The 16,525-nt window shown below is 68.6% G+C and carries 16 protein-coding genes; 12 read left to right on the top strand and 4 right to left on the bottom strand.

The genetic code is table 11. The features are described from left to right. Positions 1–12: 12 nt before the first annotated feature. From D893_RS09485 to D893_RS09475, 3 genes are all read right to left on the bottom strand, one after another. Complete coding sequence (locus D893_RS09485; protein WP_110619650.1) at positions 13–1,524, bottom strand: YifB family Mg chelatase-like AAA ATPase; 1,512 nt, start codon at positions 1,522–1,524, stop codon at positions 13–15. Between the two features lie 90 nt (positions 1,525–1,614). Continuing rightward, positions 1,615–1,884 (bottom strand): accessory factor UbiK family protein, encoded by a 270-nt coding sequence (locus tag D893_RS09480; RefSeq protein ID WP_018869073.1) that lies wholly within the window; start codon positions 1,882–1,884, stop codon positions 1,615–1,617. A gap of 48 nt (positions 1,885–1,932) precedes the next feature. Beyond that, positions 1,933–2,655, bottom strand: coding sequence for a pteridine reductase (locus D893_RS09475; RefSeq protein WP_043689059.1), 723 nt, complete (start codon positions 2,653–2,655; stop codon positions 1,933–1,935). Positions 2,656–2,748: 93 nt separating this feature from the next. Between D893_RS09475 and D893_RS09470 the strand changes: the two genes are divergently transcribed. Together D893_RS09470 and tsaD are read left to right on the top strand one after the other, a co-directional pair. Beyond that, positions 2,749–3,951 carry an SAM-dependent methyltransferase gene (locus tag D893_RS09470; RefSeq protein WP_110619649.1) on the top strand — a complete coding sequence of 401 codons (1,203 nt, stop codon included), beginning with the start codon at positions 2,749–2,751 and terminating at the stop codon, positions 3,949–3,951. A 61-nt stretch (positions 3,952–4,012) separates the two neighbouring features. After that, positions 4,013–5,032: a tRNA (adenosine(37)-N6)-threonylcarbamoyltransferase complex transferase subunit TsaD gene (gene tsaD / locus D893_RS09465; protein ID WP_110619648.1), complete on the top strand. Its 1,020-nt coding sequence runs from the start codon at positions 4,013–4,015 to the stop codon at positions 5,030–5,032. Positions 5,033–5,050: 18 nt separating this feature from the next. Here tsaD and plsY read toward each other — a convergent pair whose 3' ends face one another. After that, positions 5,051–5,695, bottom strand: a complete 645-nt coding sequence (gene plsY, locus D893_RS09460; protein WP_024329215.1) for a glycerol-3-phosphate 1-O-acyltransferase PlsY — start codon at positions 5,693–5,695, stop codon at positions 5,051–5,053. Positions 5,696–5,767: 72 nt separating this feature from the next. Between plsY and D893_RS09455 the strand changes: the two genes are divergently transcribed. From D893_RS09455 to ccoS, 10 genes are all read left to right on the top strand, one after another. Then, positions 5,768–6,529, top strand: a complete 762-nt coding sequence (locus tag D893_RS09455) for an alpha/beta fold hydrolase (RefSeq protein ID WP_110619647.1) — start codon at positions 5,768–5,770, stop codon at positions 6,527–6,529. Next, positions 6,526–7,404, top strand: a complete 879-nt coding sequence (bioC, locus tag D893_RS09450; protein ID WP_018947086.1) for a malonyl-ACP O-methyltransferase BioC — start codon at positions 6,526–6,528, stop codon at positions 7,402–7,404. The genes D893_RS09455 and bioC overlap by 4 nt, the downstream gene beginning before the upstream one ends. A 269-nt stretch (positions 7,405–7,673) precedes the next feature. After that, a complete protein-coding gene (ccoN, locus tag D893_RS09445) occupies positions 7,674–9,161 on the top strand; it encodes a cytochrome-c oxidase, cbb3-type subunit I (protein ID WP_077243544.1) in 1,488 nt (495 codons plus the stop codon). Between the two features lie 19 nt (positions 9,162–9,180). Further along, positions 9,181–9,915 (top strand): cytochrome-c oxidase, cbb3-type subunit II, encoded by a 735-nt coding sequence (gene ccoO, locus D893_RS09440; RefSeq protein ID WP_018947084.1) that lies wholly within the window; start codon positions 9,181–9,183, stop codon positions 9,913–9,915. Between the two features lie 24 nt (positions 9,916–9,939). Further along, a complete protein-coding gene (locus tag D893_RS09435; RefSeq protein WP_018947083.1) occupies positions 9,940–10,161 on the top strand; it encodes a cbb3-type cytochrome c oxidase subunit 3 in 222 nt (73 codons plus the stop codon). Continuing rightward, positions 10,158–11,090 (top strand): cytochrome-c oxidase, cbb3-type subunit III, encoded by a 933-nt coding sequence (gene ccoP / locus D893_RS09430; RefSeq protein WP_110619646.1) that lies wholly within the window; start codon positions 10,158–10,160, stop codon positions 11,088–11,090. The genes D893_RS09435 and ccoP overlap by 4 nt, the downstream gene beginning before the upstream one ends. Before the next feature lie 146 nt (positions 11,091–11,236). Next, positions 11,237–12,643: a cytochrome c oxidase accessory protein CcoG gene (ccoG, locus tag D893_RS09425; RefSeq protein WP_018947081.1), complete on the top strand. Its 1,407-nt coding sequence runs from the start codon at positions 11,237–11,239 to the stop codon at positions 12,641–12,643. Positions 12,644–12,733: 90 nt separating this feature from the next. Beyond that, positions 12,734–13,561, top strand: a complete 828-nt coding sequence (locus D893_RS09420) for a FixH family protein (RefSeq protein ID WP_110619658.1) — start codon at positions 12,734–12,736, stop codon at positions 13,559–13,561. A gap of 39 nt (positions 13,562–13,600) precedes the next feature. Beyond that, on the top strand, positions 13,601–16,090 hold the full coding sequence (locus D893_RS09415) for a heavy metal translocating P-type ATPase (RefSeq protein WP_110619645.1): 2,490 nt from the start codon (positions 13,601–13,603) through the stop codon (positions 16,088–16,090). 53 nt (positions 16,091–16,143) lie between these two features. Beyond that, positions 16,144–16,419, top strand: coding sequence for a cbb3-type cytochrome oxidase assembly protein CcoS (gene ccoS, locus D893_RS09410; protein WP_077243547.1), 276 nt, complete (start codon positions 16,144–16,146; stop codon positions 16,417–16,419). The last annotated feature ends 106 nt before the right edge of the window (positions 16,420–16,525 follow it).

Here is a 16,525-nt window from a genome sequence, read left to right as displayed (position 1 = left end):
GCCTTTTTTGTGCTACTCCACGCGCCAGTGATCGAGGGCGCGAAAACTCAGCGCCTCGGTCAGCTGGGCGCGCCCGATCGCCGGTGCGCCGGCCAGGTCGGCGAGGCTGCGGGCGACCCGCAGGATCCGGTGATAGGCGCGCGCCGACAGGCGAAAACGTTCCGCGGCAGCGTCCAGCAGTGCCCGTTCCGCCTCCGGCAGCGCGGCATGCTGCTGCAGGGCGCGGCCTTCCAGCATGCGATTCAGACAGCCCTGACGGTCCAGCTGTAGTCGGCGCGCGGTGGCCACGCGGCGCGCCACCGTGGCGCTGTCCTCGGCGTCCGGGTCGGGGGTGTCGCGGCCGAGTTCGGCCGGCGGGATGCGCGGTACGTCGATCGCCAGGTCGATGCGGTCCAGCAGGGGGGCGGACAGCCGCTTGCGATGGCGCCCGCGCTGCTCGGGGGTGCACTGGCAGGCGTTCCCCAGGTCACAGTCGAAGCCCTGCGGGCAGGGGTTCATTGCGCCCACCAGCTGGAAATGCGCCGGGAATTCGGCCTGGCGGGCGGCGCGCGAGATGTGGATGACACCGGTCTCCAGGGGCTCGCGCAGCACGTCCAGCACCCGCCGGTCGAACTCGGTCAGCTCGTCCAGGAACAGCACTCCATTGTGGGCCAGCGAGATCTCTCCCGGGCGGGGCGTCCCGCCGCCCCCCACCAGGGCCACGCCCGAGGCCGTGTGGTGCGGCTGCCGGAACGGGCGGCTGCGCCAGTCCTCGTGCAGGTGCCGGGTGCCGCGCAGGCTGTGGATCGCGGCGGTTTCCAGGGCTTCGGCGTCATCCATGGGCGGCAGGAGCCCGGGCATGCGGGCGGCGAGCATGGACTTGCCGCTGCCCGGCGGTCCGACCATCAGCAGGTGATGCCCGCCGGCGGCGGCGATCTCCAGCGCGCGGCGTGCGCGATGCTGGCCGCGTACGTCGGCCAGGTCGGGGTAGGCCGGCGGACACGCCGCCGGAGGTTCGGCGGCGGGCAGGGCGGGGCCCCCGTTGAGGGCCGCGCAGACCTCGCCCAGGTGGCGCGCGGTGACGATGTCGGCACGCCCGGTCAGGGCGGCCTCGCGACCGTCATCGGGGTTCAGGACCAGCTGGTGCCCCGCCTCGCCGGCGGCCAGTCCGGCCGGCAGGGCGCCGCCCACCGGACGGATGTGCCCGTCGAGGCTCAGTTCGCCGAGGAATTCGCGGGTATCCAGGGCGCTCTGCGGGACCTGTTCACTGGCCGCCAGGATCCCCAGTGCAATCCCCAGATCGAAGCGCCCGCCCTCCTTGGGCAGGTCGGCGGGCGCCAGGTTGACGGTGATGCGCCGACGCGGAAACTCGAAGCCTGCGGTCTGGATGGCCGCGCGCACGCGGTCGCGGCTTTCGCGCACCGCGGCCTCGGGCAGGCCGACGATCTGGAAGGCCGGCAGGCCGTTGGCCAGGTGGGTCTCGATGGTGACGGCCGGTGCGCGGATCCCGTCGGTCGCGCGCGCGGTAACAATGGCGATGGGCATCCCTGCCTCTCCCTGTTCGGGCCGGGCGTTCCGGGCCCGGCGGCAACTGGTTGGTGATGGCGCGGCCGCGGGCGGCGCCACATGCGGCGATCAGTTGTCGGAATCGGTGTCCTGCGGCCGGGCGGCCTGCTCGAGGGCTTCCACCCGGGCCTCCAGTTCGGCGAGGCGCTCGCGGGTGCGCTCCAGCAGGGCGACCTGGACGTCGAAGTCCTCGCGGGTCACCACATCCATGCGCTCCAGCCCGGCCTGCAGCGAGCTGCGCACCTGGCGGTGGACGTCTTCCTGCACGCTGCGCACCGATTCCGGCAGGCTTTCGGTAATGCGTCGGGCGAGGTCATCGAAATGTTTCGGGTCAAGCATGCCTGCGGTCTCCGGGTTTCGGTTCTTCCAGTCTAACGCGTTCCGGTGTCATTGCGAGGCCGAGCGGCCGCCATCCACCGGGATCACCTGGCCGGTGATGTAGGGGGATTCCAGCAGCAGGAAGCGCACGGTGCGGGCGATATCCGCCGGGTCGCCGGGCCGCTTGAGGGCCGTGCGCTCCACCATCGCCTCGTGGGGGGCGACGTTGGCCGGGTCTTCGGGAGTGAGGATGGCCCCCGGTGCCACGCCGTTGACCCGCACCTCCGGACCCAGCTCGCGTGCCAGCGACTGGGTCAGGGCATGCAGCCCGGCCTTGGCCGCCGAATACACCGGATAGCCGCTCAGCGGTCGCAGGGCGTGGATGTCGACGATGTTCACCACCGCGCCGCCGCTCGCCCGCAGGGCGGGGGTGCAGGCCTGGGTCAGGAACAGCGGAGCGCGCACGTTGGAGCCCATCAGGTCGTCCCATTGCGCCATGGTGATCTCGCCCACCGGCGTGGGGTAGAAGGTGGAGGCGTTGTTGACCAGAAAGTCCAGCCGGCCGCGCCAGGCATGCGCTTCCCGGGCCAGGGCCTCAGGGGCCTGCGGGTCGAGCAGGTCGGCCTGCAGCGGCCGGGCACTGTCGGGACGCCGGGCGTTCAGTTCGTCGGTCAGCGCTTCGGCATCGGCGCGCGAGCGCCGACAGTGCACGATGACGTCCAGTCCGGCGGCGTGCAGTTCGCGCGCGATGGCCGCGCCGATGCGCCGCGCGCCGCCGGTGATCAGGACCACGCGGCGTTCGCCGCCGTCCTCCGGGGGTTTCGGTGAATCCTTGCCTGGGGCACTCTCTGCCACTGCCAACTCCCTGCATGGAACGAATGACCAATGCCGCCGGCAGAATCTAGCACAGGATCCAGCAGCGACTCCGGGGATCCGGGTGCGGCCCTTTCCGCCCGCCTGGTGGACTCCCTGCAACAGAGCATCCGCGAGGCCGAAGGGTTCCTGCCCTTCGTCGAATATATGGACCGGGCGCTTTATGCGCCGGGTCTGGGATATTACGTGAACGGGGCGCACAAGCTGGGTGCGGGCGGGGATTTCGTGACCGCGCCGGAGATCTCGCCGTTGTTCGGCGAGACCCTGGCGGCATGGCTGGCGCCCGTGCTGCAGCAGGACCTGGACGGTGAGGGGGTGATCCTCGAGTTCGGTGGTGGCACCGGGCGGCTGGCAGGCGACGTGCTGGCGACCCTGCGCGAGGCGGGCGTGCCGTGGGCGGGCTACTGGATCCTGGAGGTCAGTCCGGATCTGCGCGAGCGCCAGCGCGAGTATCTGCAGGCGGTGCTGCCGGCGGAAGACTTCGCGCGGGTGACCTGGCTGGATGCCCTGCCGGGCGAGCCCTGGCGCGGCGTGGTGCTGGCCAACGAGGTGCTGGATGCCCTGCCGGTGGAGCTGTTCCGCTGGCGTGACGGGGCGGTGGGGCAGATGGGCGTGTCCGCGGACGAGGGCGGCCTGGTGCTGGCCGAACGCCCGGCGCCGGAGCCGCTGCGCAGCGCAGTGTACGAGCTGCACGCGCGCTGCGGGCCGTGGCCCGAGGGTTACACCTCGGAGTGGCGTCCGGCCCAGAACGCCTGGGTCGCGGCCGCGGCGGAGCATCTGGAGCGCGGCGCGGTGGTGATCGTCGACTACGGCTTCCCGCGCGACGCCTTCTACGCCCCGGAGCGGCATCAGGGGACGCTGGTGGGCTACCACCGTCAGCAGATGGTGCTGGATCCACTGGCGCAGCCGGGGCTGATGGATCTGACCGCCAGCGTGGATTTTACCGCGGTCGCGGAGGCCGCGGATGCCGCCGGGTTGGAGGTCGCGGTGTACGCCGCACAGGGCGAGTTCCTGCTGGCGGCCGGCCTTCCCGCGCGCTTCGATGCGCGGGTGGGCGACGCCAGTGACGCCGAGACCACCCTGCGTGCGGCGCAGGCGGTGCGCATGCTGACGCTGCCGGGAGAGATGGGCGAGCGCTTTCAGGTGATGGCCCTGACCCGCGACTGCCCGTCGCTGCCGCGGGCCGGCCTTCCCGACCGCCGGGGGCGCCTGTGATGGAGACACGGGGGCGGTGCGGGCACTTTCCCGCCGGGGCGCCGCGGGGCATCATTCCCGGATGAACGTACTCGGCATCGAAACTTCCTGCGACGAGACCGGCGTGGCGCTGATCAGCGACCGCGACGGTCTGCTCGCGCACCGGCTCTACAGCCAGACCGACCTGCACGCGGTCTACGGCGGGGTAGTGCCCGAGCTGGCCTCCCGGGACCATGTCAGGCGCTTGCTGCCGCTGGTGCGCGCGGTGCTGGACGAGGCGGGCATGCGCGGGGGGGAGCTGGATGCCATCGCCTACACCGGCGGGCCGGGGCTGCTGGGCGCGCTGCTCACCGGTGCCGCAGTGGCGCGTTCGCTCGCCTGGGGCTGGGGAGTCCCGGCCCTGCCGGTGCATCACCTCGAGGGGCATCTGCTGGCGCCAATGCTGGAGGGCGAGTTCGAGTTTCCCTTCCTGGTGCTACTGGTGTCCGGCGGCCACACCCAGCTGATCCACGCGCGTGCCCTGGGCGACTATGAGCTGCTGGGCGAGAGCATCGACGATGCCGCCGGCGAGGCCTTCGACAAGACCGCGAAGCTCCTGGGTCTGGGCTATCCGGGCGGGCCGGCGCTGGCGCGGCTGGCGGCCGACGGACAGGCGGATGCGCTGCGCCTGCCGCGGCCGATGCTCGACCGCCCCGGTCTGGACATGAGCTTCTCCGGGCTGAAGACCGCGGTGCTGACGGCCGTGCGCAAGGGCGGACATGCCCAGGCCGACGTCGCGCGGGCGTTCGAGGAGGCGGTCAGCGAGACCCTGGTGGAGAAGACCCGGCGTGCGCTGAAGCAGAGCCGTGCGCCGGCGCTGGTGGTGGCCGGCGGGGTGGCCGCGAACGCGACCCTGCGCGCGGGTCTGGAACGGATGGCGCGCGAGAGCGGCGTGCCGGTGCATTTCCCGCGGGCGGAATTCTGCACCGACAACGGGGCGATGATCGCGCTGGCCGGCCTGCGCCGGCTGCAGACCGGGCGCGCCGCCGACGCGGTGGACGACGCCGGCAGCCCGGTCATCCATGCCCGGGCGCGCTGGCCGCTGGCGGAGTTGACCGGCTGAAGCCGTGCCGCAGCCGCGCTACGCGGAGCCGTCTCCTCCGGCGTCGTCTCCCCCGGAGGCGGGTTTTTTCTTCTCGCCGATGCGGGACTCCTCGCCGCGCATCAGCCGCCGGATGTTTTCGTCATGGCGGATGAACAGGATCAGGGCCATCACCGCGACCAGCGTGACGATCCAGAAATCCGGCTCGCCCGGGGCGAAGGCCAGGTACAGCGGCGCCGCGCCGGCGGCCACCAGCGCCGCCAGCGAGGAATAGCGCCAGATCGCCGCGACCGCCAGCCAGGTCAGCGCGCTCAGCAGGGCGACCAGCGGGTTCAGCGCCAGCAGGACGCCCAGCGCGGTGGCGACACCCTTGCCGCCCTGAAAGCGGTAGTACACTGGCAGGACGTGGCCGAGAAAGGCCGCCAGGCCCACGGCGCCTGCGGCCCAGCCCGGCAGGTCCGTCCACTGCAGGACGATGAATACCGGCAGCCAGCCTTTGGCCACGTCGCCCAGCAGGGTGATCAGGGCCGCCGTGCGTCCGCCGGTACGCAGCACGTTGGTGGCCCCGGGGTTGCGCGAGCCGCTGGTGCGCGGGTCGGGCAGCCGCAGCGCATGGCTGACCAGGATCGCGCTGGATACGGACCCGAGCAGATAGGCGAGGACGATGGCAATGGCGCTGAGCATGGTGGAGCGGTTCCGGTTGGCGAATGCGGGCCCATCATACGCAACGGGGCGTGGCCGGGGGAGGGGGCGCTCGTGAGCGACGGCAGCGCCCCCGCGCTGGTTCTGCTGCATGGCTGGGGATTCTCGGGCGCTGTCTGGGAGCCCGTGATCCGTGCGCTGCGGGCGCGGGGGTACGCGGGGAGGATCCATGCCCCGGACCTGCCCGGCCATGGCGCCGCCGGCGGCGGTGACGAGCTGGCCGATCCGGATGCCGTCGCCGCGCAGCTGGTGGCGGGGTTGCCCGACGATCTCGAGAGTCCCGTGTGGGCCGGCTGGTCGCTGGGCGCACTGCCCGCGCTGGCCATCCGGGGAGCAGACGCGCGGGGACGCATCCTGGTGGCGGGGAGTCCGCGCTTCGTGTGCGCGGCGGACTGGCCGGAGGCAATGGATCCCCGCGAGCTGGAGGGCTTTGCCCGCCTGCTCGGCAGCGACACCGGGCGCCTGCGCCGCCAGTTTGCTGCGCTGTGCGCGCGGGGCGCGCAGGAGCCCGCCGCGCTCGCGCGTTCCCTGCGCGGCGGGCTGGAAGCGGCGGCGGCGCGACCCGAGGCCCTGGCGGCGGGGCTCGCCGCGCTGCGTGACGGGGACCGGCGTGGTGATCTGGGCGCCGGGTCGCCGCTGGCCGCGCTGCTGGCCGAAGACGACGCGCTGATCCCGCCGGGTCTGGAACGGCATCTGGCGACCCGGGTGCCCGGGGCGCGCATCCGGCGGGTGCCCGGTCCGCACGCCCTGCCGCTGGCGGCGCCCGATACGGTCGCCGAATTCATCCATGCAACGCTGGCGGAGATCCCCGCATGAGCGACATCGACCCTTCCGGCTTCGAACTCGACAAGGCACGGGTGCGTGAAGGCTTTGCCCGCGCCGCTGCCGACTACGAAACGCACGCGGCAGTGCAGCGCGAGGTTCAGGGGCGCCTGCTCGAACGCCTGGACCTGATCCGCATGCAGCCGGAACGCGTGATCGATCTGGGCTGCGGGATCGGCGAATCGTTCGACGACCTGGCCCGCCGTTACCGCAGCGCCCGCCTGACCGGGGTCGACTTCGCGCCGGCCATGCTGCAGCGAGCCCGCCGGCGCGGGCGCTGGCTGCGGCGCCCGCGGGTGCTGTGTGCCGACATGGAGGCCCTGCCGCTGGCCGACGCCTCGCAGGATCTGGCGATCTCCAGCGCCGCACTGCAGTGGTGCAGCAGTCTGGATCGCGCGTTTGCCGAGGTCCGCCGGATCCTGGCGCCCGGTGGCCTGTGGATGTTCACCACCTTCGGCCCGGCCACCCTGAGCGAGCTGCGCGAGGCGTTCGCCGCGGTGGACGGCGGCGCGGCCGCCCACGTGAATGCCTTCATCGATATGCATGACATCGGCGATGCCCTGGTACGCGCAGGCTTCGCCGACCCGGTGATGGACCAGGAAAGCCTGACGCTGACCTACCCCGATCTGACCCGCCTGGTGCGGGATCTGCGAGGCGTGGGTGTCCGCAATGCCCTGTCGGGGCGCGGCCGCGGGCTGATGGGGCCGCGGCGCCTGGTGGCCGTGGCCGAAGCCTACGCCGAGCGATTCGGCGTGGAAGGCCGCCTGCCGGCGACCTGGGAGGTCGTGTACGGGCACGCCTGGGTGCCGGATGCGCCGCCCCCGCGCGCGCCGGAAGGCCGTACCATCCCGATTCGGCCGGTCTCCTGACGCCTGCCGCTCGCACTCCCCCGAAAATCCCGCGACAAAATCGCGGGTGCGTGATTTGCCTCAACACCGAGTGGAATCACTCGGTGCACTCTCGCGTCAGGGGTATCCGCCGGTGTATCCTTCAGCGGCCAGAAAGTTCCCCTGCTCTCGAACGAATGTCCGACTGCAGGGGGTGGTCTTGGTTTTTTTTGTCGACCGGTAATGGGGTAGAGTTCTGAGCCCCCGATCCATCGGGACCTTCGTGTTCCCCGCAGCAAGGTGGAAAAGTCATGTCACAAGCAGCCACTACCGCGGGTGCCGCACCCGCAGCGTCAGTCGCTTCAACCGAGCAGTACAACTACGCGATCGTCAAGAAGTTCGCGGTTGCCGCCGTCCTCTGGGGCGTGTTCGGCATGGCCGCCGGGGTCTGGATTGCCTCGCAGCTCGCGTGGCCGTTCCTGAACTTCGACATCGCGCAGATCACCTTCGGGCGCTTCCGCCCGGTGCACACCACGGCGGTGATCTTCGGCTTCGGGGGTAACGCCCTGTTCGCCACGTCCTATTACGTCGTTCAGCGCACCTGTCACGCGCGACTGTGGAACGACTCCCTGGCCAGTTTCACGTTCTATGGCTGGAACCTCGCGCTCATCCTGGGTGTGATCAGTTACATGGCCGGGATCACGCAGGGTCGCGAATACGCCGAGTTCAACTGGCAGATCGACCTGATCATCCTGGTGACCTGGGTGGTGTACTTCCTGGTCTTCACCATGACGCTGCTGCGCCGCAACCAGCCGCACATCTACGTGGCGAACTGGTTCTTCATGTCGTTCATCCTTGCGACCGCGCTGCTGCACATCTTCAACAACATCGAAGTGCCGGTGGGCCTGTTCAACCCGCAGTCCTACCCGATGTTCTCCGGTGTGCAGGACGCGATGCGCCAGTGGTGGTACGGCCATAACGCGGTGGGCTTCTTCCTGACCGCGGCCTTCCTCGGGATGATGTACTACTTCGTGCCGAAACAGGCCGGTCGTCCGATCTACTCGTACAAGCTGTCGATCATCCACTTCTGGGCGCTGATCTTCCTGTACATGTGGGTGGGTGCGCACCACCTGCACTGGACGGCCCTGCCGGACTGGGTCTCCACCCTGGCGGCAACCTTCTCCATCCTGCTGCTGCTGCCGTCCTGGGGCGGCATGATCAACGGGATCATGACCCTGTCGGGCGCCTGGGACAAACTGCGCACCGACCCGATCATGCTGTTCCTGATCACCGCGCTGGCGTTCTACGGCATGTCGACCTTCGAGGGTCCGATGATGTCGCTGAAGAGCGTGAATGCGCTGTCCCACTACACCGACTGGACGGTGGGCCATGTGCACTCCGGTGCCCTGGGCTGGGTGGCGATGATCAGCTTCGGTTCGCTCTATCACCTGATCCCGCGGCTGTGGAACGTGAACCTCTTCAGCCTGAAGCTGGTGTACGTGCACTTCTTCCTGGCGACCGTCGGCATCGTGCTCTACATCACCGCGATGTGGGTGGCCGGTATCGGTCAGGGCCTGATGCTGCGCGCCTTCGACCAGTACGGGAACCTGGCCTACACCTTCACCGAGTCCGTGGTGTTCCTGCATCAGCCGTACGTGGTGCGTGCCATCGGCGGCGGTCTGTTCCTCCTGGGCATGGTGATCATGGCGTTCAACATCTTCATGACGGTCCGCTCGGGCATCAAGGCGGAAGCCCGTGCCCGTCAGGAAGCCATCGAAGCCGAAGCCCGCACGGCCTGATCAGGGGAGAAGAGGAATCATGAAGCACGAAAGCGTAGAGACTAACGCCGGACTCCTGATCGTCCTGACTCTGGCCGTCATCAGTGTCGGCGGCCTGGTCGAGATCGTCCCGCTGTTCTACATCGACGATACCGTCGAAGAGGTGGATGGCGTCCGGCCCTATACCCCGCTGGAGCAGCGGGGGCGCGACATCTACATCCGGGAAGGCTGCTACGCCTGCCATTCGCAGATGGTGCGGCCCTTCCGTGACGAGATGCTGCGTTACGGCAATTACTCGCTGGCGGCCGAGTCGCAGTACGACTACCCGTTCCAGTGGGGTTCCAAGCGGACCGGTCCGGACCTTGCCCGGGTGGGCGGCAAGTACTCCAACGAGTGGCAGGTCCAGCACCTGATCGACCCGCAGTCGCTGGTGCCGGAATCCATCATGCCGGGTTACCCGTGGCTGGCGGAGACGCCTCTGGACATGTCCGATCTCGAGGACCGGATGATTGCCCTGAAGCGCGTGGGCGTTCCTTACTCCCTTACGGAAGAGGAGTACGAGCGTAACGTCGAGAAGTACGGCGAAGAACACGCCCGCATGTTCGACATCAACCGGGCGGAGGAAAACCTGATCGAACAGGCCCAGGCCGAGAACTTTGACGGCAACAGCGCCACCATTACCGAAATGGACGCCATTGTTGCCTACATGCAGGTTCTGGGAACCATGGTCGATTTCAGTGAATACGATGACGGTCACTTTGCCGAATTCCGGTAAGCCGTCAGGGAGCTCGATTCCGTCATGCTGAATTTGTGGGAATGGATCCAGGACATGGGCAACAGCAAGACCCTGGCCCTGATCCTGTTCATGAGCACGTTCGTCGGGGTGGTGATCTATCTGTTCGCCAACCCCCGGCGTGCACGGAAATTCGAGACGTATCGCTACATTCCTCTGGATGATGATGATTCACATCGGGAGCCGACGACGTCCCGGCGTGACAAAACCGAGAGTGACGAGCAATGAGCACACAGGACAATCGCAAACCGGGTAAGGGTGAGGTGGAAACCACCGGTCACGTCTGGGACCAGGACCTCGCCGAATACAACAATCCGCTGCCGCGCTGGTGGCTGTGGGGCTTTTACGCCACGGTCGTGTTCGCCCTGGTCTACTGGGTCCTCTACCCGGCCTGGCCCATCGGCGACACCTTCACCAAGGGGCTGGCTTCGGTGACCTACGAGCAGGACGGCGAGGAGGTCACCACGCACTGGAACACCCGTGCGCTGTTCTACCGGGACATGCAGACCGGTGAATACGCCGTGCGCCAGCGCAACATGCTGGAACAGGTTGCGGGCATGGAGTACGCCGAAATCCTGCAGGACGCGGACGCGATGAGCTTCGTGAACGCCTACGCCCAGGGTTCCTTCGGCACGTGGTGCGCGGCCTGCCATCAGGTGGGCGGTGCCGGCGTGATCGGCCAGTATCCCAACCTGCGGAACGACCACTGGAAGTGGGGCGGCACGGTGGAGCAGATCGAAGAAACCCTGGTTCAGGGACGCCTGGGCTACATGCCCGGTTATCGGGGCATCCTTTCGGACCAGCAGCTGGATAACGTCTCCGCTTTCGTCCTGTCGATGAACGGCTACGACATGGATCCGGCCGCGGTCGAGGCGGGCGAGCGGATCTTCACCGGCACTGACGGCGGCTGCTTCCAGTGCCATGGTACCGGGGGCGAGGGGATCGAATCCCAGGGCGCGCCCAACCTGACCAATGACATCTGGGGTCTGGTGGACGTGCACGGTGCTGCCGACGATGGCGAGCGTCTCCGTCAGGTCGCGCGTTTCATCGGCGACGGTGCCCAGCGCGAGATGCCGGCATTCGCGGATCGGCTGTCGGATGAAGAGATCAAGATCCTGACGGCCTACGTGCACTCCCTCGGTGGCGGGCAGCCGTAAGCCCGCTGCCTCCTCCGCGTCGATATCCGACCGCATGGGTGCGAGGTTCTTGACCTCGCACCCGTATTAGCTGTTAATGATTCAAATCCCATGGGACACCGGACCCGCGGCGTCCCTGATCCGGGGCCGTTCCCCGGGAGGCATTGATGGCGGAACAGCAGCCGATGTACGAAGCCCGTATCCCGATCCATCCGCGTTCGGTTAAAGGGCGGTTCCGCAACCTCAAGACCGGTATCCTGCTCGTCGCCTACAGCGTCTATTTCCTGCTTCCGTGGATCCGCTGGGAGCGTGAGTACGGCCCGAATCAGGCCATCCTCTTCGATATCCCGGGTCGCCAGTTCTTCCTGTTCGATCTCGTGGTGTATCCACAGGATATCTTCTGGCTCGCCGGCTTCCTGATGCTCGCTGCCGTCACGCTCTTCTTCGTGACCGGTCTGGCCGGTCGCGTGTTCTGCGGCTATTTCTGTTTCCAGACGCTGTGGACCGACGTGTACATGTTCCTGGAGCGGAAGATCCAGGGTGAGCGGCCCGCGCGGATCCGGCTGTCGAAGCAGCCATGGAATGGCGAAAAGATCCTCAAATACACCGCGACGCACGCCTCGTGGCTGCTGGTTGCGTTTGCCACCGGACTGGGGTTCGTCCTCTACTGGGGTGACGCGCCCACCATCGTGCAGCAGTTCTTCGTCGGCGAGGCCGTGTTTGCAGCCTATGTGACGGCGGGCATCCTCACGGCCACCACCTACACGGCAGCGGGGCTGGCACGCGAACAGGTCTGCACCTTTATCTGCCCGTACGCGCGGTTCCAGAGCGTGATGTTCGACAAGGACACCATGATTGTGTCCTACGACGAGAACCGCGGCGAAGGTTCGGCAGGGCGGGCGAAGCCGGTCAAGGGGTTCCAGACGCGCGAGGAGCGCCAGGCGGCGGGTGTCGGCGACTGCATTGATTGCGGCTATTGCGTGCAGGTGTGTCCCACCGGGATCGACATCCGGGACGGACTCCAGTATCAGTGCATCCACTGCGCGCTGTGCGTGGATGCCTGCGACACGATCATGGACAAGCAGGGCTGGCCCCGCGGCCTGATCCGCTACACCTCCGAACGCGAGCTGGAAGGTGGCAAGACGCACCCGATCCGGCTGAAGACCGTGGGTTACGGGGCGGTGATGCTGGTCATCCTGGGGGCCCTGGTGGCGAGCATCCTGGATCGTCCGCCGATGGATGCCAACGTGAATCAGGTGCGCCAGCCCCTCTACGTACAGATGTCGGACGGCCAGATCCAGAACTCCTACGAAATCCGCCTGAACAATACGAGTCAGGAAGTGCTCGACTTTGAACTGGGGATCGATGGCCTGGACGGTGCCACGCTGGATCTGGGGCAGGTGTCGGACATCCGCCTGGAGCCGGGCGAACGCCTGACGGTGCTGGCGCGAGTGCGCTACGATGTTCCGGCGGATGCCTCCGGATCCCGGATCCCGTTCGACTTCGTGATTACGGATCGTCAGGGTCGGATCGACCCCTACACCATCGGCTCCCAGTTCAGCTACGCGCGCTGACCGGAGGGCGGACCTCTACCCCGGCAAACGGATGTGCCGGGGTTCGCAAACACCGGACGCAACCCCGTCCCCGTGGACGTTGAAGGCATCATGAGCAACCTGGTTATTACCCTTGGCCTGGGCAGTGCCGCCCTGGCGCTGCTGTTCTTCCTGATCTACCGCTTCACGCGCCTGCGCGCCTATCACGCGGCTGCCGTCGTGGTGGCGGTCATGCTGTTCGTGTTCATCCCGGCTTCCATTCTTGCCTGGCAGGGGGCGGATGTCTTCGCCATCCATCTGGCGCTGTACGTGATCGTGCCTTACGGGCTCGGGATCGTGTTCAGCCAGAAGGAGGCCGAGGCGGCCGCCGGCAAGGCCCACGTGGGGCGTCTGCACTGGGCGCCGATGGTGATCGTCGGGTTCTTCACCATCATTGCAACGGTTCAGGCCGTGCTGATTACCCTCGCGCACAATGGCATGCCGGACCGTTTCATCGGTACCCTGCTGCCCGAGCCGGACGCCCCCGTGGAGCGCGTGACCTCGGCGTTTCCGGGGCTGGTCGACGGCTTCGAGGATCGCGACCAGGCGCTGGCGGTGCATCGCATGAGCGAACTGGAGCAACAGGCTTCGCGCGGCTGGGAGATCCGGCAGGGCTGGCTGGGAGAGCCCCGCAAGGGGGAGACCGAGACGCTGCGGGTCGAGGTCCGCGACGCCGAGGGCCAGCCTCTGGAAGGGGCCGAGGTCTCGGGTACCTTCCTCTGGCTCGCCGACCATCGCAAGGATCAGCCCTTCGCCATGCGCGAACGGGGTGACGGATTCTACGAGGTCGACGTGGCACTTCCCGAGGCCGGGCGCTGGGATCTGCGCTTCTTCGTCGAACGCGACGGGGCGCAGGTCGAACAGCAGGCGAACACGCGCGTTCACGGTCACTCGGGCTGACGGCGCGGGTCCCGATGAGGCCATGCGTCTGACCCTGTCGTGAGCCAGCATGCGGTGAACGAACCGGCGCTGTCGGATGCGGTGCCGGAGGAGCACTGTTTTCACTGCGGTCTCGAGGTACCCCCTGGTGCCGACTACCCGGTGGAGTTCGAGGGCGCCTGTCGCCCCACCTGCTGCCCCGGCTGCCAGGCCGTTGCCGGCGCGATCATCGAGCGCGGCCTGGGGTCGTATTATCATCATCGCACCGCGGCGCCGGCCGCATCGGGCGACAGCATCGTCCCCGACGAGCTGCGCGAACTCGAACTGTTTGACGCTCCGGCGGTTCAGCGCCAGTTCGTGACGGCCCGCGAGGCCACCTCCGGTGAACGTCGCGAGGCGTCGCTGATCCTCGAGGGCATCACCTGTGCGGCCTGCGTCTGGCTGAACGAGCGCCACGTCCAGGCACTGGACGGCGTCGAGGAATTCCGCGTCAACTACTCCACGCATCGGGCCCGGGTGACCTGGGACCCCGAGCGTCTGGCGCTGTCCGATATCCTGCGTGCGATCCGGGACATCGGTTATCGCGCCCATCCCTACGACCCCGGCACGCGCGAACAGGCGCTGGCCCGTGAGCGCGGGCTCGCCCTGCGTCGCCTGGGGGTTGCTGCCCTCGGCATGATGCAGGTGATGATGCTCGCCGTGGCCCTGTGGCTGGGGGAGGGGGATCCGCAGCACGAGTCGATCATCGATTTCATGCGCCTGGTGGCCGCGATCTTCGCCACACCGGTGGTGCTGTACTCCGCGATTCCGTTCTATCAGAGCGCGTGGCGGGATATGCGGCACCGACAACTGGGTATGGACGTACCGGTCAGCATCGCGATCATCGCGACCTACCTGGCCAGCGTGTGGGCGGTGTTCTCCGGCACCGGCGAGCATGTCTATTTCGAGTCGGTGGTGATGTTCGTCTTTTTCCTGCTGACCTCGCGTTACCTCGAGCTGATGGCGCGCCAGCATGCGAGCGAAGCGGTGGATCGCATGGACCGTCTGGTCCCGGCGATCGCACGCCGGGTCACCGACAATGGCGAAACCGAGTCGGTGCCCGTGGCGGAGCTCGAGCCCGGCGATCGGGTGCAGGTACGCCCGGGTGAATCCGTGCCTGCGGATGGCGTGGTGGTGGACGGGCGGTCGACGGTGAACCGGGCCCTGCTGACCGGGGAACCCGAGCCGCGCCCGGCCAGTGCCGGTACCGACGTGGTCGGAGGCACGGTGAACGTCGAGAGCCCGCTGGTGGTGGAGGTCCGCCGGGTCGGAGCGGAGACCACCCTGGCGGCGATCCAGCGGCTGCTGGATCGCGCGCAGACCGCAAAGCCCCGGGTCGCGCGCATGGCCGAGGCGGGTACCGGGTGGTTCGTCGCCGCGGTGCTGGTGCTCACGCTGCTGGCCGGGCTTGTCTGGTATTTCCTGATCGACCCGGCCCGGGCCCTGTGGGTGATGGTCGCCATGCTGGTCGCGACCTGCCCGTGTGCCCTCGCCCTGGCGACGCCGGTGGCGCTCACCGCGACCACGGGGACGCTGACGCGCGACGGCGTTCTGCTGACCCGGGGCTCTGCGCTGGAGGTCCTGCCACGCGTCACCACCGTGTGTCTGGACAAGACGGGCACGCTCACCGACGGCCGGCCCCGGCGGGTGGCGACCGAGGTCCATGACCCGGCATTCGATCCCGAGCGTGCGCTGGCGTGGGCCGCGGCCCTGGAGCGGCATTCCGAACACCCCCTGGCGCGCGCGCTGGTCGCCGAGGCGGGCGGGCAGCCGGTCGCGGCCGGGGTCGAAAATCACCCCGGCGAAGGCCTGACCGGCACGATCGACGGGCATCACGTCGCCGTCGGCGGAGCGTCACTGATGCCCGCCGCGCCGCCGACCGGTCCGAACACCACGCCCGACCCCCTGGCCTCACCGGTGTGGCTGGCGGTGGATGGCCGAGTGGTGGCGACCTTCTGGCTTGCCGACACCCCGCGCGCCGAGGCCGCGGCCACGGTGCGGGCCCTGCAGGAGCGTGGCCTGCGGGTCATTCTGCTGACCGGCGACCGGCCCGAGGCGGCGGCGAGGTTCGCCGAGCGGCTCGGGATCACGGAAGCCCACGGCGGCCTGTCGCCGGACGACAAGCTGGCCCATGTGCGCGAACGTCAGGCACGTGGCGAGTGCGTGCTGATGGCGGGCGAGGGGGTCAACGATGCCCCCGTGCTGGCCGGGGCCGACGTATCCCTGGCCATGGGTGGCGGCAGCAGCCTGGCGCGCACCCGCGCGGACCTGGTGCTGCTGTCGGATCGCCTCGACCGCCTGCCGGGCGTGTTCGAGCGGGCCGGGGCGACGCGGCACGTGATTCGGCAGAACATCATCTGGGCCATCGGCTACAACGTCGTGGCCCTGCCCGTGGCCGCCTCGGGCATCCTGACTCCGTGGCTGGCCGCGCTGGGGATGTCGCTCAGTTCGCTGCTGGTGGTGGGCAACGCCCTGCGCCTGCGGCCGCCGCGCCCGCGTGACTCGACCTGAACGGTGCCCGCGCGGGGTTTTGACGCCCGCGGCTGCCTCCGTACACTGGAGGCATGAACATCCTGTACCTGCTCATTCCGCTGGCCATGCTGTTCGCCCTGGTGGTCGGACTGCTGTTGCTGTGGGCGATCCGCTCCGGACAGTACGATGACCTCGAGGGGCCGGCCCACCGTATCCTGATGGACGACGATGACCCCAGGATTCCCACGCAGCCTCCGGCCAGCGGGTCCGGCGGGCGCGGGGCGGCGAAGGAGCGGCGTGAGGACGACGGGCAGGCCCCGACCTCCCGGCGCCCGGAGGAGGCCGGTTCGGACACGCGCGACGGTTGACCCCCTTGCGCCCCTCGCCGAAACGTCTTAATCTTGCCCACGAAAACGTAATGGATCTTGAGGTGGCGTCATGGGTGGCTGGTTTACCTTCGAAAACTTCCCGCTG

This window comes from Thioalkalivibrio sp. ALE21, assembly GCF_003208255.1.
Lineage (GTDB): Bacteria > Pseudomonadota > Gammaproteobacteria > Ectothiorhodospirales > Ectothiorhodospiraceae > Thioalkalivibrio > Thioalkalivibrio halophilus.
This window is presented reverse-complemented; position numbering and strand designations above follow the sequence as displayed.

Bases quoted from the DNA above. Each gene is read 5' to 3' on its own strand.
- D893_RS09485 (WP_110619650.1), bottom strand. From the start codon at position 1,524: ATGCCCATCGCCATTGTTACCGCGCGCGCGACCGACGGGATCCGCGCA.
- D893_RS09480 (WP_018869073.1), bottom strand. From the start codon at position 1,884: ATGCTTGACCCGAAACATTTCGATGACCTCGCCCGACGCATTACCGAA.
- D893_RS09470 (WP_110619649.1), top strand. From the start codon at position 2,749: ATGCCGCCGGCAGAATCTAGCACAGGATCCAGCAGCGACTCCGGGGAT.
- tsaD (WP_110619648.1), top strand. From the start codon at position 4,013: ATGAACGTACTCGGCATCGAAACTTCCTGCGACGAGACCGGCGTGGCG.
- plsY (WP_024329215.1), bottom strand. From the start codon at position 5,695: ATGCTCAGCGCCATTGCCATCGTCCTCGCCTATCTGCTCGGGTCCGTA.
- bioC (WP_018947086.1), top strand. From the start codon at position 6,526: ATGAGCGACATCGACCCTTCCGGCTTCGAACTCGACAAGGCACGGGTG.
- ccoN (WP_077243544.1), top strand. From the start codon at position 7,674: ATGTCACAAGCAGCCACTACCGCGGGTGCCGCACCCGCAGCGTCAGTC.
- ccoO (WP_018947084.1), top strand. From the start codon at position 9,181: ATGAAGCACGAAAGCGTAGAGACTAACGCCGGACTCCTGATCGTCCTG.
- D893_RS09435 (WP_018947083.1), top strand. From the start codon at position 9,940: ATGCTGAATTTGTGGGAATGGATCCAGGACATGGGCAACAGCAAGACC.
- ccoP (WP_110619646.1), top strand. From the start codon at position 10,158: ATGAGCACACAGGACAATCGCAAACCGGGTAAGGGTGAGGTGGAAACC.
- ccoG (WP_018947081.1), top strand. From the start codon at position 11,237: ATGGCGGAACAGCAGCCGATGTACGAAGCCCGTATCCCGATCCATCCG.
- D893_RS09420 (WP_110619658.1), top strand. From the start codon at position 12,734: ATGAGCAACCTGGTTATTACCCTTGGCCTGGGCAGTGCCGCCCTGGCG.
- ccoS (WP_077243547.1), top strand. From the start codon at position 16,144: ATGAACATCCTGTACCTGCTCATTCCGCTGGCCATGCTGTTCGCCCTG.